The sequence below is a fragment of the Novispirillum itersonii genome (genome assembly GCF_014205675.1).
GTDB classification, from domain to species: Bacteria; Pseudomonadota; Alphaproteobacteria; order Rhodospirillales; family Rhodospirillaceae; genus Novispirillum; species Novispirillum itersonii_A.
Window position 1 is genome coordinate 499,158 of the sequence record NZ_JACIIX010000001.1, and the last position, 23,354, is coordinate 522,511.

The 23,354-nt window shown below is 65.2% G+C and carries 20 protein-coding genes; 8 read left to right on the forward strand and 12 right to left on the reverse strand.

From position 1 onward, the window contains the following. Positions 1-105: 105 nt before the first annotated feature. Positions 106-1,107, reverse strand: coding sequence for a tryptophan--tRNA ligase (trpS, locus tag FHS48_RS02350; RefSeq protein WP_184260902.1), 1,002 nt, complete (start codon positions 1,105-1,107; stop codon positions 106-108). 126 nt (positions 1,108-1,233) lie between these two features. After that, positions 1,234-2,832 carry a murein biosynthesis integral membrane protein MurJ gene (gene murJ, locus FHS48_RS02355; protein ID WP_184260904.1) on the reverse strand — a complete coding sequence of 533 codons (1,599 nt, stop codon included), beginning with the start codon at positions 2,830-2,832 and terminating at the stop codon, positions 1,234-1,236. Between the two features lie 393 nt (positions 2,833-3,225). Between murJ and FHS48_RS02360 the strand changes: the two genes are divergently transcribed. The 3 genes from FHS48_RS02360 to FHS48_RS02370 all read left to right on the forward strand — a co-directional run bounded on the left by FHS48_RS02360 (position 3,226) and on the right by FHS48_RS02370 (position 5,761). After that, a complete protein-coding gene (locus FHS48_RS02360) occupies positions 3,226-3,516 on the forward strand; it encodes a hypothetical protein (RefSeq protein ID WP_184260906.1) in 291 nt (96 codons plus the stop codon). A 58-nt stretch (positions 3,517-3,574) separates the two neighbouring features. Beyond that, positions 3,575-4,864 (forward strand): RsmB/NOP family class I SAM-dependent RNA methyltransferase, encoded by a 1,290-nt coding sequence (locus FHS48_RS02365; RefSeq protein WP_184260908.1) that lies wholly within the window; start codon positions 3,575-3,577, stop codon positions 4,862-4,864. Between the two features lie 351 nt (positions 4,865-5,215). Then, positions 5,216-5,761 carry a phasin family protein gene (locus FHS48_RS02370; protein ID WP_184260910.1) on the forward strand — a complete coding sequence of 182 codons (546 nt, stop codon included), beginning with the start codon at positions 5,216-5,218 and terminating at the stop codon, positions 5,759-5,761. Between the two features lie 526 nt (positions 5,762-6,287). Here FHS48_RS02370 and FHS48_RS02375 read toward each other — a convergent pair. After that, complete coding sequence (locus tag FHS48_RS02375) at positions 6,288-7,373, reverse strand: aspartate-semialdehyde dehydrogenase (protein ID WP_184260912.1); 1,086 nt, start codon at positions 7,371-7,373, stop codon at positions 6,288-6,290. Positions 7,374-7,627: 254 nt separating this feature from the next. Here FHS48_RS02375 and FHS48_RS02380 point away from each other — a divergent pair, with 254 nt between their 5' ends. Continuing rightward, positions 7,628-8,482 (forward strand): hypothetical protein, encoded by an 855-nt coding sequence (locus tag FHS48_RS02380; protein ID WP_184260915.1) that lies wholly within the window; start codon positions 7,628-7,630, stop codon positions 8,480-8,482. Between the two features lie 157 nt (positions 8,483-8,639). Continuing rightward, on the forward strand, positions 8,640-9,878 hold the full coding sequence (locus tag FHS48_RS02385) for a DUF418 domain-containing protein (protein ID WP_184260918.1): 1,239 nt from the start codon (positions 8,640-8,642) through the stop codon (positions 9,876-9,878). On the opposite strand, the gene FHS48_RS02390 is transcribed toward FHS48_RS02385, so the two are convergent. Next, positions 9,853-11,535: a methyl-accepting chemotaxis protein gene (locus tag FHS48_RS02390; protein ID WP_184260921.1), complete on the reverse strand. Its 1,683-nt coding sequence runs from the start codon at positions 11,533-11,535 to the stop codon at positions 9,853-9,855. The two genes, FHS48_RS02385 and FHS48_RS02390, sit on opposite strands and share 26 nt — an antisense overlap. 449 nt (positions 11,536-11,984) lie before the next feature. Between FHS48_RS02390 and FHS48_RS02395 the strand changes: the two genes are divergently transcribed. Beyond that, complete coding sequence (locus FHS48_RS02395) at positions 11,985-12,449, forward strand: methylglyoxal synthase (RefSeq protein WP_184260924.1); 465 nt, start codon at positions 11,985-11,987, stop codon at positions 12,447-12,449. Between the two features lie 106 nt (positions 12,450-12,555). Here the strand turns inward: FHS48_RS02395 and FHS48_RS02400 are convergent, their stop codons facing one another. The 8 genes from FHS48_RS02400 to FHS48_RS02435 all read right to left on the reverse strand — a co-directional run bounded on the left by FHS48_RS02400 (position 12,556) and on the right by FHS48_RS02435 (position 20,478). Next, positions 12,556-13,089, reverse strand: coding sequence for a F0F1 ATP synthase subunit B family protein (locus FHS48_RS02400; protein WP_184260927.1), 534 nt, complete (start codon positions 13,087-13,089; stop codon positions 12,556-12,558). Further along, a complete protein-coding gene (locus tag FHS48_RS02405) occupies positions 13,089-13,580 on the reverse strand; it encodes a F0F1 ATP synthase subunit B family protein (protein WP_184260930.1) in 492 nt (163 codons plus the stop codon). Before FHS48_RS02405 ends, FHS48_RS02400 begins: the two co-directional genes overlap by 1 nt. 266 nt (positions 13,581-13,846) lie before the next feature. Further along, positions 13,847-14,074 (reverse strand): ATP synthase subunit C family protein, encoded by a 228-nt coding sequence (locus FHS48_RS02410; RefSeq protein ID WP_019646245.1) that lies wholly within the window; start codon positions 14,072-14,074, stop codon positions 13,847-13,849. A gap of 86 nt (positions 14,075-14,160) precedes the next feature. Beyond that, the gene (locus FHS48_RS02415; RefSeq protein ID WP_184260933.1) at positions 14,161-14,895 is read right to left on the reverse strand and encodes a F0F1 ATP synthase subunit A; all 735 of its coding nucleotides are present in this window, start codon (positions 14,893-14,895) and stop codon (positions 14,161-14,163) included. A 202-nt stretch (positions 14,896-15,097) separates the two neighbouring features. Next, entirely contained in the window at positions 15,098-15,475 is a 378-nt protein-coding gene (locus FHS48_RS02420) for an AtpZ/AtpI family protein (RefSeq protein ID WP_184260936.1), read from the reverse strand. A gap of 204 nt (positions 15,476-15,679) precedes the next feature. After that, positions 15,680-19,174, reverse strand: a complete 3,495-nt coding sequence (locus FHS48_RS02425) for an AAA family ATPase (protein WP_184260939.1) — start codon at positions 19,172-19,174, stop codon at positions 15,680-15,682. 24 nt (positions 19,175-19,198) lie between these two features. Beyond that, positions 19,199-19,858 carry a DsbA family protein gene (locus tag FHS48_RS02430; protein ID WP_311769061.1) on the reverse strand — a complete coding sequence of 220 codons (660 nt, stop codon included), beginning with the start codon at positions 19,856-19,858 and terminating at the stop codon, positions 19,199-19,201. Between the two features lie 161 nt (positions 19,859-20,019). Beyond that, positions 20,020-20,478, reverse strand: a complete 459-nt coding sequence (locus FHS48_RS02435) for a hypothetical protein (protein WP_184260942.1) — start codon at positions 20,476-20,478, stop codon at positions 20,020-20,022. Positions 20,479-20,793: 315 nt separating this feature from the next. Between FHS48_RS02435 and FHS48_RS02440 the strand changes: the two genes are divergently transcribed. Both FHS48_RS02440 and FHS48_RS02445 read left to right on the forward strand, forming a co-directional pair. Beyond that, a complete protein-coding gene (locus tag FHS48_RS02440; RefSeq protein ID WP_184260944.1) occupies positions 20,794-21,501 on the forward strand; it encodes a response regulator transcription factor in 708 nt (235 codons plus the stop codon). A 23-nt stretch (positions 21,502-21,524) separates the two neighbouring features. Further along, the gene (locus FHS48_RS02445; RefSeq protein WP_260402289.1) at positions 21,525-23,312 is read left to right on the forward strand and encodes a sensor histidine kinase; all 1,788 of its coding nucleotides are present in this window, start codon (positions 21,525-21,527) and stop codon (positions 23,310-23,312) included. Positions 23,313-23,354: the final 42 nt, after the last annotated feature.

Here is a 23,354-nt window from a genome sequence, read left to right on the forward strand (position 1 = left end):
CCCCTGCACCGCACCCTGATCCGGATACAGTAAAGGGATTCCGGCCGATGCAGAAGCCGGAATCCCTTTCAATAACCGCCGGTTATTCCCCTGTCCGGGGGCCGGTTACGGGCGGTAGAAACCGACCGCGCGGTGCACTTCCTGAAGGATCGGTTCGGCAACGGCATTGGCCCGTTCCGCCCCGCTGCGCAGGACCCGGTCAATTTCCGCCGGATCGGCCAGAAGGCGCTTCATCTCGGCATTGATCGGCCCCAGCACCGACACCATCAGGTCAGTCAGACGCTGCTTGAAGTCGGAGAACTGGATGCCGCCGACCTCGGCCAGCACGTCGGCGCGGGTGCGGTCCGACATGGCGGCGAAGATGGTGACCAGATTGTCGGCTTCCGGGCGGCCCGCCAGACCGTCCACCGTTTCCGGCAGCGGCTCGGGATCGGTCTTGGCCTTGCGCAGCTTCTGGGAAATGGTGTCGGCATCGTCGGTCATGTTGATGCGCGAATAATCCGACGGATCGGACTTCGACATCTTCTTGGCACCGTCACGCAGGCTCATCACCCGGGTGGCTTCGCCAAGGATCAGCGGCTCCGGCACCGGGAAGATCTCGGCCCCGAAATCGTTGTTGAACTTGACGGCGATGTCGCGGGTCAGTTCCAGATGCTGCTTCTGGTCTTCGCCGACCGGCACATGGGTGGCCTTGTAGACCAGAATGTCCGCCGCCATCAGGTTGGGGTAGACATACAGGCCGACAGACGCGTTTTCCCGGTTCTTGCCCGCCTTGTCCTTGAACTGGGTCATGCGGTTCAGCCAGCCGATCCGCGCGACGCAGTTGAACACCCACGCCAGCTGGGCATGGGCCGGAACCATCGACTGGTTGAACAGGATGCTCTTCACCGGATCAATCCCGGCGGCGATATAGGCGGCGGTCAGCTCGCGGGTGGCGCGGGTCAGGTCCTGCGGATCCTGCCAGACGGTGATCGCATGCTGGTCAACGACGCAGAAAATGCAGTCGTCGTGCTCCTTCTGTAGCCGCACCCAGTTACGGATGGCGCCGAGATAGTTGCCGAGATGCAGGTTGCCGGTGGGCTGGGCGCCCGAGAAAATACGCGTCATGTCATCACTCTGATGCCAAGGGGAGGGCCGCGCTGTGGACACGGGCCCGGAACCCCTGCGGCATACCGCAACCGGCGGGCCGGATCAACCGCCGAGGCGTTGCAGCCCCGGCTTTTTCCCATTCCCTCAGCCTTCACCACCGGCGGCGGGATCAGACGGCGCCTTCGCCCCGGCCGGACGGCGGCGCAGCCCCTTGAACTGGGCCAGATCACTGCGGCGCACCGCCCCGGTCACAACCGCCATCGCCGCAAACACCATGCCCCCGGCCACGACCAGCCCGCCCAGCAGCAACCCCTGTGCCACCGAGGTATCCGGCACCCGGCCCTCTGCCAGCCAGCGCCCGGCCAGCAGCACCGCCGTCATCGCCAGCGTTGCCACCACAATGCGCGGCAGACGCGCCTTCAGCCGGTCATCCCAGCGGTAATGGCCGCGACGGATCAGGGTGGTGGCCAGCAGGGCAGCGTTCAGCACGCTGGCCAGCGCCGTCGCCAGCGCAATGCCGACATGGGCCAGCACCTGCATCAGCGCCACATTCAGGATCACGTTGAACACCAGACACCCCAAGGCGATCCGCACCGGGGTTCTGGTGTCCTCGCGGGCAAAGAATCCGGGGGTGAACACCTTGACCAGAACATAGGACGGCAGGCCGACCGAGAACGCCATCAGGGCGGCGGCAGTGGCCTGCGCATCCTCCGCCGAGAACGCCCCGCGCTGGAACAGCACCCGGATGATCGGGTCCGCCAGCACGATCAGCCCGGCCATGGCCGGCAGGGTCAGCAGCAGGGCAAACTCAAGGGAGCGGTTCTGGCTGTCCGATGCCCCCTTCATATCTCCGGCGGCGATCTGCCGCGACAGGATCGGCAGCAGGGCGGTGCCGACAGCAATGCCGACCACCCCCAGCGGCAGCTGGTTCACCCGGTCGGCGAAATACAGGTAACTGACCGCCCCGTCCGACACCATCGACGCCAGCATGGTGTCGATCAGCAGGCTGATCTGGTACATCCCGGCTCCGAAGGCCACCGGCACGATCCGCTTGAGCAGGGTTTTCACCTGATCATCCAGCCGGGGCCGGGTCAGGCGCGGCAGAAAACCGGCCCGCTTTGCCGCCGCCATCAGCCAGACAAACTGCGCCACCCCGGCGGCGGCCGTCCCCCAGGCCAAGGCATGGCCCGGAGTTTCGGTAAACCGGCTGAGGCCGAGCAGCGCCGCCATCGACACCACATTCAGCAGAATCGGCGTGCCCGCCGCCGCCGCAAACCGGCCAAGGGAATTCAGCACCCCCGCCACCAGCGAGCAGAGCGAGATGAACAGCAGATAGGGGAAGCAGATCCGCGCCAGCTCGGTCGCCAGCTCGTGCTTACCCGGCACATCGGTAAAGCCGGGGGCAAACACATACATCGCCCACGGCATGACGATCATCATCACCGCCGAAAACACCGCCACCACCAGTGCCAGAAAGGCATAGCAGCGGTTGGCGAAGTCCTTCGCCGCCTGCTCGCCGTCCTTTTCCAGCGTTGCCGAGAACATCGGCACAAAGGCGGCCGAAAAGGCCCCTTCCGCGAACAGCCGCCGGAACAGGTTGGGAAACTTGAAGGCGACGAAATAGGCATCCGCCACCATCCCGGCCCCCAGCATGCTGGCGATCAGCATATCGCGGGCAAAACCGGTCAGGCGGGACAGCAGGGTATAGCCGCCGACAGTGGTGAAGGAACGCAGCAGGGACATGGGGCTTCTCTATCCGCTGACAGATCGGGCGAAGGCGGCCTTTTTACGCCGCCTGCCCGGCAAGGTCACATGCTTTTCTTCCGTGATGGCGGTGGTGCAAGCCGGTTGCACCGGACCACAGGCTTTGCTAACGTTGCGGTTATGACAACGCAGCGCCCCATGGCCCGCGGCACCGTCACCACTCCGGCCCTCCGCCCGGTTCTGGTTGCGGTCATTGCGCGAATTACAAACCTGGTTCCTCACTGAGGGCCAGGTTAAGCGCGTTTGTCCGTCCGTCTGCGGACCTGACATTCCCCGACATCTGATCCGGTGCCACGGGCACCGGCTTTTCCTCCCGGCTGACGCCCCCGCTGTGTCGCGGCGCGCCGGAATCCGTTGCGGAGTCTTTTTCCCATGTCCCACGTCACCGCCGACAGCTTCACCGCCTGCTATTCCGTCACCACCGACTCCGAACCCGGTGTCCTGCCGCGCCTGCTCGGGCATCTGGCCAAGATCGGGGTGGTCCCGACCCGGGTTCACGCCACCACCGCCGATGAGGAACTGCATGTTGACCTTCAGGTGACCGGTCTCGACGCCAACCGCGCCGCCCTGCTGGAACAGCGTTTTGCCACCACCGTCGGCGTGCTGTGGGTGGCCTATTCCAGCAAGGGTGTGGCGGATGGCTCCTCCGGCTTCTGGCTTTAAGGCATCGGCACGCAAAAGGGCTTGACGGCGGCGGCAGGTTGGTGCTGGTACTGCGGGTATGACTGATCTGCCGCTCAACCGCACCATCGCCCTGTCTCTGTTCACCGCCGTCCTGCGTGAAGGACGCCCGCTGGAGGAACAGGCAGACCTGCTGACCCGTCCGCTCGACCCGCGCGACCGTGGCTTCGTCCGCATGCTGGTGGCCACCACCCTGCGGCGGCTGGGGCAGATCGACATGGTCATCAACCATTTCCTCGACAAACCGATGCCGGCCAAGCTGGCCCCGGTGCGCGATATCATGCGCCTTGGCGCGGCCCAGATCCTGTTCCTCGACACCCCCGGCCACGCCGTTGTCGATACCTCGGTGGAACTGGTGAAGCGCGGCAAGCTGGCCCCCTATTCCGGCCTGGCCAACGCGGTGCTGCGCCGGATCAGCCGTGACGGGGCCATGATCCGCGACCGCATTGACGCCGCCCGTTTCAACACCCCGAAGTGGCTGTGGCTGGACTGGTGCGACCGCTACGGCGAAGAGACCGCCCACCGGATCGGTCAGGCCCATCTGGCGGAAGCCCCGCTGGACATCACCCTGCGCGACCCCGCCACCGCCGCTGACTGGACCGGACCGCTGGCCGCCGAGCCGCTGCCCGGCGGCAGCCTGCGCCGTCTGGCCGGAGGGGCTGTCTATGACCTGCCCGGATTCACCGATGGCCACTGGTGGGTACAGGATGCCGCCGCCGCCCTGCCGGTGCGGCTGATGGGCGACCTGACCGGCAAAACCGTCGCTGATCTGTGCGCCGCCCCCGGCGGTAAAACCCTGCAACTGGCCGCAGGCGGTGCCACCGTCACCGCCGTTGACCGCTCCGCCCGCCGCCTGCGCCGGGTCAGCGAGAATCTGGCCCGCACCGGCCTGACCGCGACGCTGATCGATGCCGATGCCACCGAATGGCGGCCGGAGGCCCTGCTGGATGCGGTGCTGCTGGATGCCCCCTGCTCGGCCACCGGCACCATCCGCCGCCACCCCGACGTCGCCCGCCACAAGCGCCCCGATGACGTGGCGGCTCTGGCCGAAACACAGGCTGCCCTGCTGGCCGCCGCCGCCGAGATGGTCAAACCCGGTGGGATGCTGATCTACTGCACCTGCTCCCTCCAGAAGGCGGAAGGGGAAGACCAGATTGCCGCCGCACTGGCGGCCGGTCTGCCGTGGCAGCGCGATCCGATTCGGGCCGAGGAGCTTCCGGGGCTCGAAAATGCCCTGACTCCGGACGGCGACGTCCGCACCCTGCCCTGCCATCTGGAAGAGCGGGGCGGCATGGACGGCTTCTTCATCGCCCGCCTGCGCCGGACCTGAGCGATTACCCTGCGGGGATTGTTGGATTTTTTCAATCCCCGCGGATTATGACAGAAATGTACACGCTCCGCGTTTTGTGCGGCGCAACATTTTCTTTTGACACCCCCCGCCATTATCCGTATCGTCGCCGCCAGTGCTGTCGGTGACTGACCGTCTTTGCGCGTCTTTATTTCTTCGCTTCCGGGCGGTTTCCGGCCCCTTGTCCAACGGTGAGTTCCGCCCTGGATCCGGGCTGGCTGAAGACCCTGACCAGCAGGCTGTCACGGCCCCGCAGACAGGCACCAAGCCCGCCGGACCGTGCTGGCCAAAGAGTATGGCTTCTTTCTCATCCCGCGAGAGGACACCCGCGCCATGACCACCAAGCTTGATTCCCTGCTGGACTTTGACCTGACCAAATATATGGCTGATTTCAAGGCCCCGGGCGTTAACGTTGACGCCCTGGTGTCGACCCATAAGAAGAACATTGAGGCGATGACCGCCGCCAACAAGCTGGCGTACGAAAGCTTCCAGACCATTGCCCGCCGTCAGGCCGAAATCCTGCGGCAGGGTCTGGAAGAAGTCAGCTCCGTCTCCGCCGCCCCGATCAGCGATCTGTCGTCGGTCAATGACCGTATCGCCCAGCAGACCTCGCTGGTGAAGGATGCGTTCGAAAAGAACCTGTCCAACGTGAAGGAACTGGCCGAACTGCTGATCAAGTCGAACAACGAAGTGTTTGACCTGCTCAGCGCCCGCTTCAGCCAGTCTCTGGAAGAACTGAAGGGTCAGCTGGAAGCCGCGCCGAAGGCTGCGACTCCCGCCGCCGCCGCCGCTCCGGCTGAAGCCCCGGCCGCAGACGAGCCGAAGGCTGCCGCCCCGGCGGCTGCCAAGGCCCCGGCCCGCAAGCCGGCGACCGTGTAATCCTGATCCGGTCTTTCTGATCCGGTTTTCCGGCCAGCCTGCTGACGTGGGCTGGCCGGTTCCGTTTCAGCCCTCCTCCCCCCACGGAACGGAGCAGTCCGGATCAAACAAAAAAGCCCGGTCCTGTGCAGACCGGGCTTTTTTGTATCAGGAAGATGCAGTGGCCGCCGGACCGGGCGGGGGAGGGATAGTCCGGCGGCCACCAGCAGAAGCACGACACCATGTCCCCCGGGTCTCCTGAGCGCGGAATGGATTACCGGATGATGTCCACCCAAAGGGCGTTTAGCTTCTGATCAGAGAGGATTGCGCGCCTCTCTGCCACTCTCTTTTGCAGGAGGTGTGCCAGTTTCCCACGAGACCGGAAAACTGGCCGAACACTCCCGATAACACATTCTAACTTATAATTTTTACGCCTTGTCTACCGACAGGCATTTTTTCAGGCCCGCAGCGCCATTGCAAATCGCTTCGCATTTTGCGACGACGCTTTCATCAGCCCTCGCTGATTTGGCGGATTGCGAGTCAACGGTCATTCGTCACCGTCCTCATCGCCGTCATCCTCCGCCACCGGCAGGGCGCCCCAGCTGACGGTGCCCCCGGTCAGCAGCACGGCAATCTGCCAGATGTTCAGGGCCTGAAGGCGGGTGCCGTCGCTGACGCTCCAGAACGACACGCCACTGTCAACCGACAGGTCGGAGCGCAGCCGCGACAGGAACACCCGTTCCTCGCCGGAGGTTTCCGCCATGGTCACCATGCCTTCATCAACCCGGTGATCGACGACGGACAGGCCATCGGCCTGCCGCAGCACCTCCCGCGCCTCCTTATCCGTCACCGGGCGGTCACATTCGACGGTCACGTACTGGCCAAGGCCGACAAAGGCGGCAACCCGGGCCGCCGTGACATGCACCCGCAGATCCGGGTCCAGCGCCTTCCGCACCGCCAGCGCCACCGCCAGCTCATCATCGGTCGCCCCGCCCTCGGCAAAGCCGCCGACCTGCGGAATCACGTTGAAGGCGATCTGCTTGGCGAAGATTTCCTTGTTGCTGGCCGGCGGCTCATTCACATAAATGCCACGGGTCTGCCGGAACAGCTCATCCATCCCTTCCCGACCGGCGTCGGCGGTGGAATGGAAGGCGGTGATCACCGCCCGGCTGGCCTGAAAACTGTCATACAGCGGGGCCAGCGCCAGCACCGCCTGCACCGCCGAGGCGGTCGGGGCCGACACCACCCGCTTGCGCTCCACCGCGTCCAGATCATCGGAGTTCACCCCGGCCACCACCATCGGCACGCCCGGCTCCGTGCTGTAATGCCCGCTGGCATCAATCACCCGCGCCCCGGCCTTGACCGCACGCGGGCCGACCTTGACCGCCACGGCGGCGGTATCGGCCAGAATCACCAGCGACACGGTGGAGAAATCGAACGTATCCATATTCTGGAGGCTGACGTCGTCATCCTCACCATAGGAAAACTCGCGGCCAACCGTTCCGGCAGGCCCGAGGGCCACCAGCTGTTCGACAGGAATCCCCTGTTCGGCCAGAACCGACAGAAGCTCCTGCCCGAGGTGGCTGGCGGCGCCAACCAGGGCGATCCGGCAATCGGTGGGAAAAGCGGTCATGACGGTTCCTCATACAACGGGAATAAACAGAGATGCCGGAAGGTAGGCCGTGCGCTGCGGCGGCGCAAGGCCTGTCTGCCCCCACCGGGATACCGTCACGGCCCCGTCTTTTAACCATGCGGAAAGGCGGGGTCGGTATAGTATGGTTTCTGCCAGTGCCCTGAGTCGCTCCCACAAAGCGGACCGGGCCCCGGAACAGCTCAGACCCCGGAATCAGCTCAAACCCTCGGGCAGAGGCCAACGGAGTAGACGGCGTGCGTGACGTCTCGGAAGTCTTTCTGGAACGCCTGATAGAGGCAATCCGTCATGGGTATCGGCTGGATGATCCCCGCGACCCGGAAGTGCTGAACCGCTGGGCGCACGTCTGCCGTGACCTGCCGGAAAATGCCCTGCCGTTGGTGATTCCCCGTACCCTGCGCGGCCTGCTGCGCCAGCCGGACCTCGGCCCCCGCCTGCGGGATGTCTGCGGGATCTCGGAGTCCCTGCCGCTTCAGCACGAAGCCATTGCCCCGCACGTCATCAGTTACCGCCGGTATATGGCCGCCCGTGGCAACGACCCGCAGAACCGCGAGGCCCAGCGGACCATCGCCCAGCTGCGGGCTGAGCTGCGGGCCCTGCGGCAGGAATTCCACGCCCTGTTCGATCAGGCCGCCGGTGTGGAGATGGAGCGGGAGCGCCTGTCATCCGAAAACGCCAGCCTCCAGCAGCAGCTTCTGGCCGAACGGCTGCGGGCGGAGGAGAGTGAACGCCGCCTGCAGGACGTGAAGGACAAGACCTTCCGCATGTTCCGCCTGTACCTGTTCATGCTGCGGGAAGAGCGGGAACGGCTGTCCAACGATCCCCGCCGGGAACGGTTGCTGACCGCCGAAATCGCCGTGGAAACCCATGCCGCGACGCTGGAGTCGCTGGGAGCCTACCCGCAGGCGGAAGAGCAGGCGCAGGAAATTCTCGGCGAACCGCTGTTCACCCAGTATTTCCGCGCCCCAGAGGGCAGCGGACGGCTGGCCAACCTGACCGCCACCGATCCGGATCCCACCCCCGAACCCGAGCCGCCTGAAGCGTCCGAGCAGAAGAACGTCTTCACGCTGCGCCCCCGGGCCCGCTCCTGATCTCCGGATAACCGCAGAACCTCTCAGAAAAGGCGATCCTTTCCTGACGGACGGACCCTGACTGTCGGTGAAGGTGGCCCCAATCGCAGACAGTCCCTTGCTGCCCCCGGCGGGCGGCGTAGGGTGAGGACAGACCCCCGCTGTACGGATCTGTCCGATGTCCTCCGCCTCTTCCACGCTTCTTCCCTCAGCCTCCCCCGCGCCGTCCCGCATCGCAGAGGTGGATGGCCTGCGGGGCTTCGCCCTGCTGGGCATTCTGGTGGTCAACAGCGCCGCCTTCGCCAGCCCGTACTTTGGCAGCGGCCTTCCCGATCCGGCATTCAGCGCCCCCCTCGACAGCGCAGTCCGGTTTCTGAGCACCACCCTGTTTGAATCCAAGTTCTATCTGCTGTTCTCGTTTCTGTTCGGCTACAGCTTTACCCTGCAACTGGCTTCCGCCCGACGGGCAGCCCGGCCGCATCACCCCGCCTTTCTGCGCCGCCTGACCCTGCTGCTGGCCCTGGGGATTGCCCACGCCTGCCTGCTGTATCCCGGCGACATCCTGACCATTTATGCGCTGATGGGGCTGCTGCTGATCCCACTGCAACGGCTGTCACCCCGCCGGTGCCTGCTGCTGGCCGTTCTGCTGATCACCGCCCTGTCCACCGCCGTTGCCGGTCTTGGCGTTCTGGATCACTGGGCCGGGACGCCGCCCACCGACGCGGTGGAAACGGCCGATGCCGTCGCCAACACTCTGACCCACTACCGGGAAGGCCTTCTCAGCACGATCCGCTTCAATGTGGAGGAATGGTCTGAAAGCGTCTGGCTGTTTCTGCTGCTGTATCAGGGCCCGCACGCTCTGGCGATGTTTCTGCTGGGGTTGGCCGCCGGACAGAAGGGGCTGCTGGAGTCCGGCACTCTCCCGGACCGGATCCTGTGGCGCGCCGTCATCACCTGCGGCCCGGTCGGCCTTGCCGGAGGGCTGGCGCTGGCCCTCGCCGGAGAGCTAACTCCCGGGGCCGGTCTCGGCACCATCATCACCGGCCTGACCGATCTGACAGCCCCCAGCCTGACCGCAACCTACGCCGCCGGTCTTCTCCTGCTCCTGAGACGCTTCCCCGGGGGATGGCTGGCCCGGGGGATGGCGGCGGCCGGACGGATGGCCCTGAGCAATTACCTGACCCAGTCGGCAATCTGTAGTCTGGTGTTCACCGGCTACGGTCTGGCCCTCAGCGGCTCGGTCTCTCCGCTGTTCACCCTGCTGTTCGCCTTCGCGGTCTATGGGGGCCAGCTTGCGGTGTCCCGCCTCTGGCTGCGATTTTATCAGCAGGGACCGGCGGAATGCCTGTTACGGGCCTTTACCCACTGGCAGGCCCCCCGCCTGCCCCGGGTCACCCGCCACGCACCCGGCGGATAAACCGGTCCACCTCATGCCGCAGGGTTTCCGACTGGCGGCTGATATCTCCGGAGACGGACAGAACCTCACCCGCCAGCGCCTCTGTGGTGCCCGATGCCTCGACAATATCGGCAATGCCGGTCCGGACGGCCCCGGTTCCCATCGCGGCCTCACCGGCATTGCGGGCGATTTCCTGTGTCGCCGCCCCCTGCTGTTCCACCGCACTGGCGATGCTGGCCGCCACCTCATCAATCCGGGTGATCACTCCCCGGATCCGATGCATCGCCCGCAGGGTCCGTCCACTGGCATCGCGGACTCCGACAATCTGCCGGGCAATCTCCCCGGTTGCCTTGGCAGTCTGCCCGGCCAGCGTCTTGACCTCGTTGGCCACCACGGCAAAGCCCTTGCCGTTATCCCGCGCCCGCGCCGCCTCGATGGTTGCGTTCAGGGCCAGAAGATTGGTCTGACTGGCAATCGAATCGATCAGGCTGATCACCTCATCAATCCGCGCCACGGCCGCCGACAGGGTTTCAACCACCGCACCGGTCTCCTCCGCCTCGGCCACCGCCTCACCGGTGATGCTGCTGGCCTGCTCGACCTGACGGACGATTTCCTGAATCGACGCCGTCAGCTCCTCCGCCGCCGACGCCATGGTCTGCACATTCCCCGACGCCTCTGATGCGGCGGATGTCGCCTGAGCCCCCTGATGGCTGGCCTGATGCGCCGCCTGTGTCATGGTCCGGGCCCGGTCTTCCATGGTGCGGGCTGAGGTTGACAGCGCCTCCACCACCGACTGGATCTGTTGCTCAAAACTATCCGCCAACGCCGACAGGGCAGCCTGCTTTTCCTGCTCGGCCCGGCGCGCCTGTTCCTGCTGCTCCTGCTCCAGCGCCCGGACGGTTTCGGCGTTGGTCTTGAAGACCTCAACACTGCGGGCAATGGCCCCGATCTCATCCTTGCGGGCGGTGCCCTCCACGGAGACCCGCAGATTCCCGGCGGCAAGGGACTGCATGGTGTCCGTCAGGCCCAGAAGCGGCCCGGTCACCGACCGGCGGATCACCAGCAACGCCACAGTCAACAGCACCCCCGAACCGCAGGCGACCAACAGCAGAATGGTTGTCACCGTCGCCTTGGCCGCTGCCGTCGTGCGTTCCGATGTGGTGACCACGGCACGGGCGCTTTCATCAACCAGATGGGCAATCGCCTTTTCAAGCTCGGCAAAGGCCGGGGCAAACTCCCGCTTCGCCACATCCTGCGCCGTATAGAGATCATTCAGCCCGACCGCATCGGCAATACGGCCACCGATGGCGGCCAGAGCATCATAACGGGCGGTCAGATCCGCCGCCTCGGTCTCAAGCTGCGGGTTGATGGTCACCGCATCCTTCAGATACTGCACAAATGTCTCGCGGTTGCGGCTCTGCGCCTCAGCCAGCTTTTTCAGTTCTTCATAGCGGTCTTCGGCAATCACCATATAGGTCAGGCGGCCCAGCGTTCCCACCGCCTGATTGGCCCGCTCCAGCCGCACCTGTGCCGCCGCATCCCCGGACAGGAGGCGTGCATAGAGATCATCGAGGGCAAGCTGTTTATGACCGCTGTAGGCTGCGGCAATCAGGGCCGTCAGGGCCATACACAGCAGCACAGCCGTCATTTTTGTATTGATGCCCAGAGTGCCCAGCATCACCGTTCTCCTCCCTCCGGCCTCGGGCAGACTCCGGGCCGGTTGTTTTTTCATCTGCGCGGTGCCTGTTTGGCGGCACTTCTGACGCAAACCGCTGATCCTCTGGCGGGATAACGCGGTTTCATTCTTATACATCGGGTTTTTGCATGCCTGAGCAGTCAGGAAGACCCCATGGTAAAGTCTTCTGACCAATTCAGGATCCTGAAACCGCCCTCATCTGTCAATCGAAAGACGGAGGCAGGCGTCTGGTCATTTTGGATGAAGACACTCATGCTCAAATGCTTGAGGACCTGTTGGCACCGGCTTTAGAACTGAAAGCACACCGCCTTTCCGGAAGGAGGGTTCCCCGGTTGAACGGGACCCTCCCGGCCAGACGGTGTTCTAAGGGTGGCGTCCGGTCTTAATCAGCGACAGTATAGGGGCCCGCGTTTTTTGGAGGTCACATTGGTATGACCAACCCCGCCCGTGCGCTGACCCTGGGTCTGGTGGCCCACGACCGCTGCAAACAGGCCCTTGCCGCCTGGACGCAGGAGCATCAGGAAACCTTGCGCCCCCACCAGCTGATTGCCACCGGAACAACCGCACGCCTGCTCAGCGCTGCCGCCCCCGGCCTGTCAATCCGGGCTGTCCGCAGTGGTCCTCTGGGGGGAGATCAGCAGCTTGGCGCCATGATTTCTGAAGGTCGGCTGGACGGGCTGATCTTTCTGATCGATGCCATGACACCGCAGCCCCATGACGTGGACATCAAAGCCCTGCTCCGCCTGTGTATCCTCTATGAGGTTCCGCTGGCGGTGAACCTGACCACAGCCAGCCTGATGATCGGGAATCCGGCCTTCCTGTCCGGAGACCGTCACCCTGCCGCCGATCCGGCCCCCCTGTATGCCGCCTACGCCAGCCGGTCGCTGTCCGAATGACAGGCTTCCTGTGTCAGGAGATCAACAGAAAAGGGCCTGACCGCAATGGTCAGGCCCTTTTCTTCAGGGATCTGTCAGCAGGACCGGACTCCGGTCCCGATCAGGATCAGTGCAGTTTCTGACCGACAGCCTTGATGGCATCGTCGATCAGAGCCCCGGCCCGATCGGCGGCCAGATTGTCGGCAATCAGCTTGCCGGCAGTCTTCACCGCGATATCGACGGCCAGGTTACGGACTTCAGCCAGAGCAGCCTGTTCCGCCTGAGCAATACGGTCCAGCGCCTGCTGTTCGCGACGCTTCACCGCTTCTTCAAGCGCTTCAGCGGAAGACCGCTTCAGACGCTCAACTTCCTGCTCAGCATGGGCAACGATGGCAGCAGCTTCCTGCAGGGCATCGCGCTGCTTACGCTGGTAATCAGCCAGCAGAGCCTGCGCGTCTTCACGCAGCTTGCGGGCTTCATCCAGCTTCGCTTTGATCTGGGAGGCGCGGGTGTCCAGACCGGCGACAATCGCACGGAGAACCGGACGGATCGCCAGACCGACCACGACCACGAAGGCCGCAGCAACCCAGAACTCAGCCTGAGCATAGAACGGGCCGTGGTGGGCAGCCTCGCCAGCGGAGGCAAAAGCGGCGGAGATCATCACGCGCTCTCCTTCATCACACCGGAGACAGCCGCCTGAACGGTGGCTTCATCCGGGGACAGACCGGCCAGACGGGAAACAGCGGCGGCAGCAGCACCACCGGCAATGTCACGCACCGAAGCCAGGGCTTCGTCACGGGCCTTACCGATACGCGCTTCACCCTGCTTGATCTGCTCGGCAAGGGCGGCATTCACCGCCTTGTTGCGTTCGTCAGCAGCCTTGGCAATGTCGTCCTGCGCGGCACGCAGAACGTCATGCGCCTTGGCGCGGGCTTCAGCCAGAGCCTTCTCGTAGGAGCGGATCGCCTCCTCGGTCTCGGCCTTAAGCTGGTGAGCGCGGTCGAGATCGTCCGCGATCAGTTTCTGGCGCTGCTCGAGCACTTCGCCCAGACGCGGGATCGCGAAGCGCGACACCACGATGAACAGCAGCACGAAGGTCACGGCCAGCCAGAACAGCTGGGACGCGAAAGTGGTAGGATCGAACTGAGGCATGGGCTCCGGGCTCCACGGCTAGTCGCGTCGGGGCCAGAACCGGATGTCCTGTTTCTCTCCTGTCCTGACGAATCATCTGATTCACCGGGAAAGACAGACAGGCAGGACCGGCGTGTCCCGTTCGGCGGATGCCGACTGGAATCGCTGTGTTCTGGAACAGTTACAGGGAGACGCGTCCCCCTGCACCCCTTTCAGGAACTTACCTGGCCGCAGAGATACCCCGAAGGGCATTCCTGCGGCCAGTCAAGTCAGCGGATCGACGGCGATTAGGCCGCGAACAGCAGGATCAGGGCGACGACCAGAGCGAACAGCGCGATAGCTTCGGTCACGGCGAAGCCGATCCAGCCATACAGTTCGACGCTGCTCTTCGCAGCCGGGTTACGGCCGACGGTGGCGATCAGGGAGGACCAGATGTTGCCCACGCCGATACCCGAGCCGATCATCCCGATGGCGGCCAGACCAGCACCAATCATCTTCGCAGCAGCAGCTTCCATTTTTCTCTTCCTCTGGTGAAAAAGAACCGTTGAGAACTAAGGATTACTTTGAAACCGACACCTCACTGTCCCGGACATTCCGGGGATCAGTGCATGTTGATGGCGTCGTTCAGGTAAATACAGGTCAGGATGGTGAACACATACGCCTGGAGCGCCCCGATGAAGAACTCCAGAACGGTGATGCCGGACACCACGGCGAACGGCACGATACCGCCGACAACGCCGAGGGACACCACGAACCCGGCCAGAACCTTCAGCATGATGTGGCCGACGGTCATGTTCGCAAACAGACGGACGGACAGGCTGAACGGACGGGACAGGTAAGAAATCAGCTCGATCGGGATCAGGATCGGAGCCGTCGCCAGCGGCGCCCCATGCGGGAAAAACATGTGCAGGTAGTGGAACCCATGACGGGCAAAGCCGATGATGGTCACACCCAGGAAAATCACCACCGCCATCGCCGCGGTCACCGCGATATGGCTGGTAAAGGTGAAGGAGTACGGCAGCATACCGAGCATGTTGCCGATGAAAACGAACACGAACAGGGTGAACACGAAGGGGAAATACTTCATGCCTTCCTTGCCGACGTTATCGCGGATCATATTGGCGATAAAATCAAACAGGACTTCACCGACAGCCTGCCAGCGGCCCGGCACCACCGCCCGCTTGCGGGTGGCGAGCCAGAAGAAAACCGTGGCGACAAGCACCGCCGCGACCATCGCCGCAGAGGAGTTGGTGAAGGCGTAGAAGGGCAGAGCGCCACCCTCGTGGGCCACCGGTATGATCGGCTTTACCGCGAACTGCTCGACTGGACTGGCCACCGTTCTTCCTCTTCCGTTATGCCCCGCTGCACGGCCAGCCAGAGACGGCATCCGCCGCCCGGCCTGTATGCCCCGGGGCCCCTTCCGGGCGCACCCGCAGGGCACGCCACTTAACCAAGGACCGCCCGCATCGTCAGGCCGGAGCCTGCGTTACGGACGGACCGTTTAAAATCAGACGGATCCGGAAAACCGGACCGGCCCGTTATTCCTCGCCACCACCGGCATCCTGCTCGCGGCGGCGTTTGCGCTCGATGGCCTGCCCGAGACCGACACTGTCGTCCAGACCCTTGACCACCCGGTAGACGTTCATCACGCCTGCCGTCGCGCCGAGTATCATCATCACGATCATCAGCCACGGACGGGTCCCCAGCCAATCATCGGCAGCCCAGCCCAGCGCCGTCCCCACCAGCGTGGTGGTCACCATCTCGACCCCGATGCGGGTGGCAAGACCAAGGCCGGACATGTTTTCCGGCCGGTTGCGCACCGTTTCGGGCTGATCCATCCCCGCGGCACTGCGGGCAGCGCGCAGGCGGGCATCGATCTCCGAGAGGTCAGAGGAGTTTTTGCGGTCGTTATCCATGGAAAAAACGCCGTTTCCATCCCCTGTCAGACTTCAGCGGGCTCGCTGAAAAATCGGGCGCACCATACGTTTTGCTCACTGCACTGTCAAGCGCGAAAAGCCCGCCCGGGCAACCGTCAAAGGATGTGATTTCTTTTTTATTTCAATAGGATAAGCCACATCAAAGCCCGTCCCGGCAAAGAAATACCTACCCGCACGGGCAGTTTATCCTACCTCGCGCAGGGCCTCAGCCTCTCTCAGGTCAACGGAAACCAGCTTGGAGACCCCCCGTTCCTGCATGGTGACACCATACAGCCGGTCCATCCGGGCCATGGTCATCCGGTGGTGAGTCACCACAAGAAACCGGGTCCCCGAGACATTGCTGCGGGTCAGTTCATCCAGCATGGTACAGAAACGGTCGACGTTGGCATCGTCCAGCGGGGCATCCACTTCGTCGAGCACGCAGATCGGGGCCGGATTGACCAGAAACACCGCGAACAGCAGCGCCAGCGCCGTCATCGCCTGTTCCCCCCCGGACAGCAGGGACAGAATCTGAAGGCGCTTGCCCGGCGGCGAGGCATAAATCTCCAGCCCGGCCTCCAGCGGATCATCACTTTCCGTCAGGGCCAGATGCGCCCGCCCGCCCCCGAACAGACGGGTAAACAGACGGCGGAAATGCACATCCACCTGTTCAAACGATGCCAGCAACCGCTGCCGCCCTTCGCGGTTCAGCTCGTTAATCCCCTGCCGCAGCCGCCCGATGGCGGCGACCAGATCGTCCCGCTCGGCCACCAGCGAGGCCATCTGCGTGTCCAGCTCCGCCGTCTCCTGCTCAGCCCGCAGGTTGACCGGCCCCATCGCCTCGCGGTCCCGGGTCAGGCGGGCCAGCAGGGTCTCCAGCTCAGACAGGGCCTCCGGCAACGGAGCACCGTCCCCGTCGGCCGGAACGGCCTCGGCCAGCGCATGGGCCTCCGCCGGAGTCACACCGAGTCGTTCCGTCAGGGCCGTGGCCGCCTGCTCCACCTGCTGCCGCCCCTGATCAAGCTGAGCCTCAGCACGGATCCGGGCTTCCCGGGCGGCGGCGGCGGCAGTGGCCGCCTCGCGGGCCGCACGGTCCGCCTCACGCGCCGCAGATTCGGCCTCGGCCAGCCGGTCAGCGCTGTCCTGTGCCGCCTCCGCCGCCGCCTCTTCCTGAGCCATCAGCGTAAAACGCTGCTCCTCCAGAATCAGCGGCTGCTCTTCCAGATCCTGCCGTTCCTCTTCCAGCGTCTGCTGGCGGCGGTCGAAATCGGCCAGCAATGAAGCCGATTCGACGGCGCGGCGGTCCCAGTCCGCCAGATCTTTCAGAATCACCTCTCTGCGGCGGTGGCGGTCCGCGCTGTCGCGCCGGGCCCGGTCCAATGTCGCCTGCGCCTCGGCCAGCCACTGCCGCTGTTCCGTCAGGCGCAGCCGCACCTCTTCGGCCCGCGCCCGCAGCCCCGCCTGATCTTCCAGACGCTCCACCGCAGTCAGGACCGCTTCATGGTCACTGCGGGCCGCCAGATGATCCGCCTCCGCCGCCTGACGCTGACTGCGCAGGGCTTCCCGGCGGGATGCCTGCGCCGCCGCCCGGCGGACCTGCTCGGCATGATGCTTCCGGGCCGCCGTCAGGGCGGCATCCGCTTCCCGCACCGCAGCCCGGGCACGCTGAAGGCGGTTCTCCGCCTCCACCGACTGTTCCTGTGCCGTAGCAACCGCAGCATCGGCCTCGGTCAGATCGGCCGCTTCCAGCTCCAGCTCGCCCCGCAGGTCTTGCAGGCGGTTCCGGTGTTGCAGGCGCAGGGCCGCCGCCGAGGGGGCACCCGCCCGCTGGATAAACCCATCCCAGCGCCACAGGTCGCCTTCCGGCGTCACCAGACGCTGTCCCGGCTTCAGGGTCGGCAGCAGAGCCTGCCCGCGTTCGGCGGAAAACACCACGCCGATCTGGCTCAGGCGGCGGCGCAGCGCCTCCGGCCCCTGCACATAATCGGCCAGCGGCTCGGCCTCCTCCGGCAGATCCGGCAAACCGTCAAGACGACGCCCGGCCTCCAGCCACTGGCGGGGGGCCGGGCCCTCGGCCGGTGCACTCAGGTCCTCGCCCAGCGCCGCGCCGAGGGCCTGCTCATAGCCCGCCTCGACCTGCATCGCATCCAGCACCGGCGGCAGGGTTTCCCCCTTCCCGGCCGGGCCGGTGATCGCCGCCGCCAGCCCCTGCACCTCCGCCTTCAGGCGGGCATGGCGGGCGCTGACCTGCTGCTGGCGGTCCCGCGCCTGCGTCAGGGTCCGCCGGGCAGCATCCTGATCCGCCTCGGCCCGTTCCAGTGTATCCCGGGCCTGTTCCACCGCCTCGGCAGCCTGCTCCTGCTGCATCTCGGCCTCAGCCAGTGCCTCGGTATCGCTGTCCTCGGCGAGCAGGGCCGCTTCCGCGTCATCAAGATCCTGTAGGCGCAGACGCAGGCGCTCCAGCCGGACCCGCCCTTCATCAATCTGCCGCAGCAGGGCCGCCCGCTCGGCCTCGCGGGCGGCAACCTGCGCCGTCAGGCCGGAGGCCTCGGCATCCAGCCCCTCGACGCCCGCCGCCAGCATCGCCACCCGCTCCGCAGCGGCGGCCTCAATTTCCTCTTCCCCGTCCGCCGCGATCGCCAGATCGTCCAGCTCTGCCCGCAGACGCTCAACCGTCCCTCCGGCGTCATCGCTCCGGGCCTGTTCCCGCAGGCGGTCTTCCGCCAGCTGGCGCAGCCGCTGATCCAGCTGCACCCGGGCGTCCTGCACCCGGCGCTCTTCCGCCCCCAGCTGCTCCTGCGCCAGACGCAGCCGTTGCAGACGCGCCCCGGCGGCGGCGGCGGCCTCCCGCAGGGGGGACAGGGTTTCGGCAATGGCCTCAGCCTGCCGCTGGGCGGCACTGGCGTTCTCTTCCAGCGCCGCGACATCAACCAGAACCCTGCGGCTGTCCGAATCGGCATCCTGAAGGGCCTGCACCGCCCGCACCCAGCGGCGGTACAGCAACGCCGCCTCAGCCCGGCGGATCCCTTCCGACAGCAGACGGTAGCGCTGTGCCTGTTTCACCTGCCGCCGCAGCGAGGTCAGCTGACTGTCGAGGGCCGCCAGAACATCTTCCAGCCGCAGCAGATTGGCCTCTGCCGCCTTCAGGCGGTTCTCCGCCTCATGGCGGCGGGTATAAAGCCCGCCGATCCCGGCAGCCTCTTCCAGCAGGGAGCGGCGCTGAGACGGCTTGGCGTTAATCAGGGTCCCCACCCGGCCCTGCGACACCATGGCGGTGGAGCGGGCCCCGGTGGCGAGATCCGCGAACAGCACCTGCACGTCGCGGGCACGGACCTCCTTACCGTTCAGGCGGTACGAGGAGCCGTCGCCCCGCTCAATGCGGCGGGTGATTTCCAGTTCATCGGCGATATTGAACAGGCCCGGCGCCTGCCGGGCACTGTTATCTAGGCAGATGGTCACTTCTGCCATATTGCGGGCGGGGCGGTGCGACGTGCCGCCAAAGATCATGTCGTCCATTTCCCCGCCACGCATCTGCTTGGCGGAGGTTTCGCCCATGGCCCAGCGCAGGGCCTCGACCAGATTGGACTTTCCGCACCCGTTCGGCCCGACAACGCCGGTCATGCCGGGCTCAATCATCAGCTCCGTCGAATCGACGAAACTCTTGAACCCGGCAAGACGCAGTTTGGCAAAGTGGATCACGGGGCGGAGCGGTCCGGTACCGGCTTACTTCGGCAGCAGACCGTCGATGATCTTCGAGAAAGCCGCAAAATCACGGCTGCCGGCGTAAAGCTGGCCATCGATCACAAACGACGGAGTGGACTGGATCTGGAAGGTCTGCTGCGCCGCAGCCTGAACATCCTGAATCTGCTTGAACAGGGCCTCATTCTTGAAGCAGGCGTTCAGGGTGTCGTCCGACATCCCGGACAGACGGCCATACTGCTTCATCCCGTCCAGCGGATTGTTGGCCCGGGCCCAGGTCTGCTGGTTGGCGAACAGCACTTCCAGCAGGCGGAAATACATCGGCTCCGGCGCGCAGCGGGCCATCAGGGCGCCGCCCAGCGCCACCTGATCCAGCGGAAAGTCCCGCATCACCAGCTTGACCTTGCCGGTATCGATGTAGGCTTCCTTGATCTTCGGCAGGGTTTCCTTATGGAAGGCCGCGCAGTGCGGGCAGGTCAGCGACGAATATTCATAGATCGTCACCGGCGCATCGGCCTTGCCCAGCACCCGTTCCGGGTATCCGGCGGGCAGGGTCACATCCTTCTGGGCGGCCAGAGCCGGGGCGGCGGCAAGGCTGACGGCCCCGGCCGTCACACCGGCGGCAACGACGGTGGCAGCGGCCGAAAAAGCGATACCGGCAATCATACGACGCAGAGTCAACACGCGACAGTCTCCTGTAATGGCGCTCGCCGCCTTCCGTTTCTGCGGGCGGCGGCCCACTCCGCCCTTACCGCCCGCCGACTGAATACCGGCTGAACACGGACAGGCCGGAGCCGTACATACCCCGACGACCCCGCCGCGGGCAAGGCCGAAGCCTGCCCCGGTTATCCGAACAGGGCATCGATCGAGGACTGATCCATCGTGGTGGCGGTTTTTGCCGTCCCCCGCTCCCCCCGCAGGCGGGCATGGTCATACAGACCGGCCATCTGTAGCGCACAGTCGGTGTTGGTCAGGATATTGGCGAACAGGTCCGTCCCCTCATCCCAGTACCCGATGCCCCCGGTCAGCGTGCTGGCGGCCTCGGTGGCGGCGTAGAGGGTTTCCATCACATTGGCGGCCTGCACCCGCACCACCGCATCGCTCGGTGCCGGTTTGCCCCGGAAGGCATAGCGGGCCAGCGTGATCAGGTCACCGATCACCGCCGGGTCGGCGAACACCAGCTCCAGCACATGACGCATGTAAAATGTCTGCGCATCCAGGCCGCCGGCACCGGGAACCTTGAAGGTCGACCCGATCCGCTGCCGGGCCCCGGGAGCGAATTCGTCCGGATACACCTCGGTCAAGGAGACATAAAAGTCCGTAAAGCGCCGGACGTAGGTATCAAAACTCTCAGGCAAGGCCGCCCCCCACAACATGACCGCGTTATCTTGCCCCGCTGACAGCAGCCGGTAAACCGCTTTTGTCGCCTGTGGCGCACGGTTTGCCACGGTCAATTCCCGCAGCGGGTGACAGTCCGCCCCACAGGGGACTGCACCCTGCGCGACGGTACCCCACTTTTGCCACAAAGAAGGTTAGTCTAAGGTAAAACCGGTTGCGTTTCCGCCCCATGGCCGGTGCGGTGCATGACCTGACCTGTTTCTGTTATCTGGAGCATTCCGGTGAGCCATACCATTGCGCTGGTCGATGACGACCGCAACATCATCGCCTCGGTCTCCCTGCTGCTGGAAAGCGAAGGCTACACCGTGCGGTGCTACCACGATGGCTCGGAAGCCCTGCGCGGGCTGACCCAGGACCCGCCGGACATGGCGATCCTCGACATCAAGATGCCCCGCATGGACGGGATGGAACTGTTGCAGCACCTGCGCAAGACCTCCGATCTGCCGGTGATCTTCCTGACCTCGAAGGATGACGAGGTGGACGAGGTGCTCGGCCTGCGGATGGGGGCCGATGACTATATCCGTAAGCCGTTCTCCCAGCGCCTGCTGCTGGAACGGATCCGCACCCTGCTGCGGCGGCTGGAGGCCCGGCAGGCTGACACCACCACCCCGGCGGCGTTGTCGGAAACTGCGCTGATCCGGGGTGATCTGGTGCTGGACCCCGCCCGCCACCACGTGCAGTGGAAGGGCCAGACCGTGGACCTGACCGTCACCGAATTCCTGATTCTGCAAGGGCTGGCCCAGCGCCCGGGACACGTAAAAAGCCGTGACCAGCTGATCGACATCGCCTATGGCGAACACATCTACGTCGATGACCGCACCATCGACAGCCACATCAAGCGCCTGCGCAAAAAGCTGCGCGACACCGATTCGGACTTCAATGCCATCGAGACCCTCTACGGTCTCGGATACCGGTATAAGGACGCCTGACCGCCGGATCAGGACAGACGGTCATGGACTCCAGACATGGTTCCGGCATGGATCACCCGGACACGCCGCCCTCCTCCCGCCGGAACAGACCGGCGCGCACCCCCCTGCTGTCCCCGCTGACCCGCCGGATTCTGGCGGTCAACCTGATCGCCCCGCTGCTGCTGCTGGTCGGCCTGCTGTATCTGGATGAATATGAGCAGGCGCTGCTGTCGACGGAAACCGAGGCGCTGCGGGTGCAGGGCGAGCTGATCGCCGCGGCGGTCGGGGAAGGCGCGGTCTCCGCCGATCTGGCGGAACTCCAGAACTCCAACCTGCCGATTCCGCACCACACCCTGAAACCGGAACCCGCCCAGAGCATGGTCCGCCGCCTGTCAGAACTGGCCGGAATCCGGGTGCGCCTGTTTGACACCAACGGCCTGCTGGTCGCTGACAGCCGCCGCCTGACCGGCCCCGGCGGTGCCGTGCAGGTGGAGGATCTGGCCCCGCCCAGCACACCGTCGATGATGCACGATCTGCGGGATGCCTACGTCTGGGCGGCCCGGCGGCTTAACCACGCCCCGCTGCCGCAGTATCACGAACGTCTGGATCAGGCGGCCGGGGATTACGAAGAAGTGGCGCTGGCGCTGGATGCCGGGATGCCCGCCACCGCCCTGCGCCGCCTGAACGGGGACGCCCGGATGCTGAGCGCCGCCGTTCCGGTCAGCTTCTACAAACAGGTGGTCGGGGCCATCATGGTGTCCCGCAACGATGACAGCGTGACCGAAAGCCTGTTCGAAGTCCGCATGACCATCCTGCGGCTTTTTATCGGCACGCTGGCGGTCACCACCCTGCTCTCGATCTATCTGGCCCGCGCCATTGCCCGCCCGGTCAGCCTGCTGGCTCTGGCCGCCGTGCGGGTCCGGCAGCGGCGGGGACAGCAGACGACCATTCCGGATCTGTCATACCGCAATGACGAAATCGGCGACCTGTCCACCAGTCTGCGCGATATGACGCAGGCCCTGTGGCAGCGGATGGACGCCATCGAACGGTTTGCCGCCGATGTTGCCCACGAAATCAAAAATCCGCTGACCTCCATCCGCAGTGCCGTCGAGACCGTCACCCGCCTGAAGGATCCGGACAAGCAGCAGCGCCTGCTGACCATCGTGCAGGACGACGTCGGCCGCCTTGACCGGCTGATCTCGGATATTTCTGACGCCTCGCGGCTGGATGCCGAACTGTCGCGCTCTGAAGCCGCCGACGTTGACCTGCGGCCCCTGCTGGAAACACTTGCGGATATCTATGCCTCTGCCGTCCCGGATCCCGAGGACGAACCTGATCCGGAGGCAGACGTTCCGCCGCCGGGGCCGCTGGTGCTGTCCCTGCCGCAGGATGGCCAGCCGCTGATTATCCGGGGGATGCCGGACCGGCTGGTGCAGGTGCTGCGCAACCTGATCGGCAATGCCATTTCCTTCAGCCCCGATCCGGGATCGATCCGCCTGAGCGCGGCGCGCAGCAACGACACCGTCATCCTGACAGTGGAAGACTGCGGGCCCGGCCTGCCCCCCGGCAAGGAAGAAGCCATCTTTGACCGGTTTTACAGCGAACGCCCCAGCACCGAGAAGTTTGGTGCCCACTCCGGCCTCGGGCTGTCGATTTCCCGGCAGATTGTGGAAAACCATGGCGGCAGCATCCGGGCCAGAAACCGCCTGAACGAGGATGGCACTGTTCTGGGGGCCTGCTTCACCGTCACGTTGCCTGCGGCAGCCGCCGTGGCCAGCACCACCAAATCGCTGACCGGGCGCCCCCGCCATGGCCAGCGCTCCGAATCCTGATCAGACCGATCCCCAAAAAGCCGCCCGAAACAACGGCGGCCT

Bases quoted from the DNA above. Each gene is read 5' to 3' on its own strand.
- trpS (WP_184260902.1), bottom strand. From the start codon at position 1,107: ATGACGCGTATTTTCTCGGGCGCCCAGCCCACCGGCAACCTGCATCTC.
- murJ (WP_184260904.1), bottom strand. From the start codon at position 2,832: ATGTCCCTGCTGCGTTCCTTCACCACTGTCGGCGGCTATACCCTGCTG.
- FHS48_RS02360 (WP_184260906.1), top strand. From the start codon at position 3,226: ATGTCCCACGTCACCGCCGACAGCTTCACCGCCTGCTATTCCGTCACC.
- FHS48_RS02365 (WP_184260908.1), top strand. From the start codon at position 3,575: ATGACTGATCTGCCGCTCAACCGCACCATCGCCCTGTCTCTGTTCACC.
- FHS48_RS02370 (WP_184260910.1), top strand. From the start codon at position 5,216: ATGACCACCAAGCTTGATTCCCTGCTGGACTTTGACCTGACCAAATAT.
- FHS48_RS02375 (WP_184260912.1), bottom strand. From the start codon at position 7,373: ATGACCGCTTTTCCCACCGATTGCCGGATCGCCCTGGTTGGCGCCGCC.
- FHS48_RS02385 (WP_184260918.1), top strand. From the start codon at position 8,640: ATGTCCTCCGCCTCTTCCACGCTTCTTCCCTCAGCCTCCCCCGCGCCG.
- FHS48_RS02390 (WP_184260921.1), bottom strand. From the start codon at position 11,535: ATGCTGGGCACTCTGGGCATCAATACAAAAATGACGGCTGTGCTGCTG.
- FHS48_RS02395 (WP_184260924.1), top strand. From the start codon at position 11,985: ATGACCAACCCCGCCCGTGCGCTGACCCTGGGTCTGGTGGCCCACGAC.
- FHS48_RS02400 (WP_184260927.1), bottom strand. From the start codon at position 13,089: ATGATCTCCGCCGCTTTTGCCTCCGCTGGCGAGGCTGCCCACCACGGC.
- FHS48_RS02405 (WP_184260930.1), bottom strand. From the start codon at position 13,580: ATGCCTCAGTTCGATCCTACCACTTTCGCGTCCCAGCTGTTCTGGCTG.
- FHS48_RS02410 (WP_019646245.1), bottom strand. From the start codon at position 14,074: ATGGAAGCTGCTGCTGCGAAGATGATTGGTGCTGGTCTGGCCGCCATC.
- FHS48_RS02420 (WP_184260936.1), bottom strand. From the start codon at position 15,475: ATGGATAACGACCGCAAAAACTCCTCTGACCTCTCGGAGATCGATGCC.
- FHS48_RS02445 (WP_260402289.1), top strand. From the start codon at position 21,525: ATGGACTCCAGACATGGTTCCGGCATGGATCACCCGGACACGCCGCCC.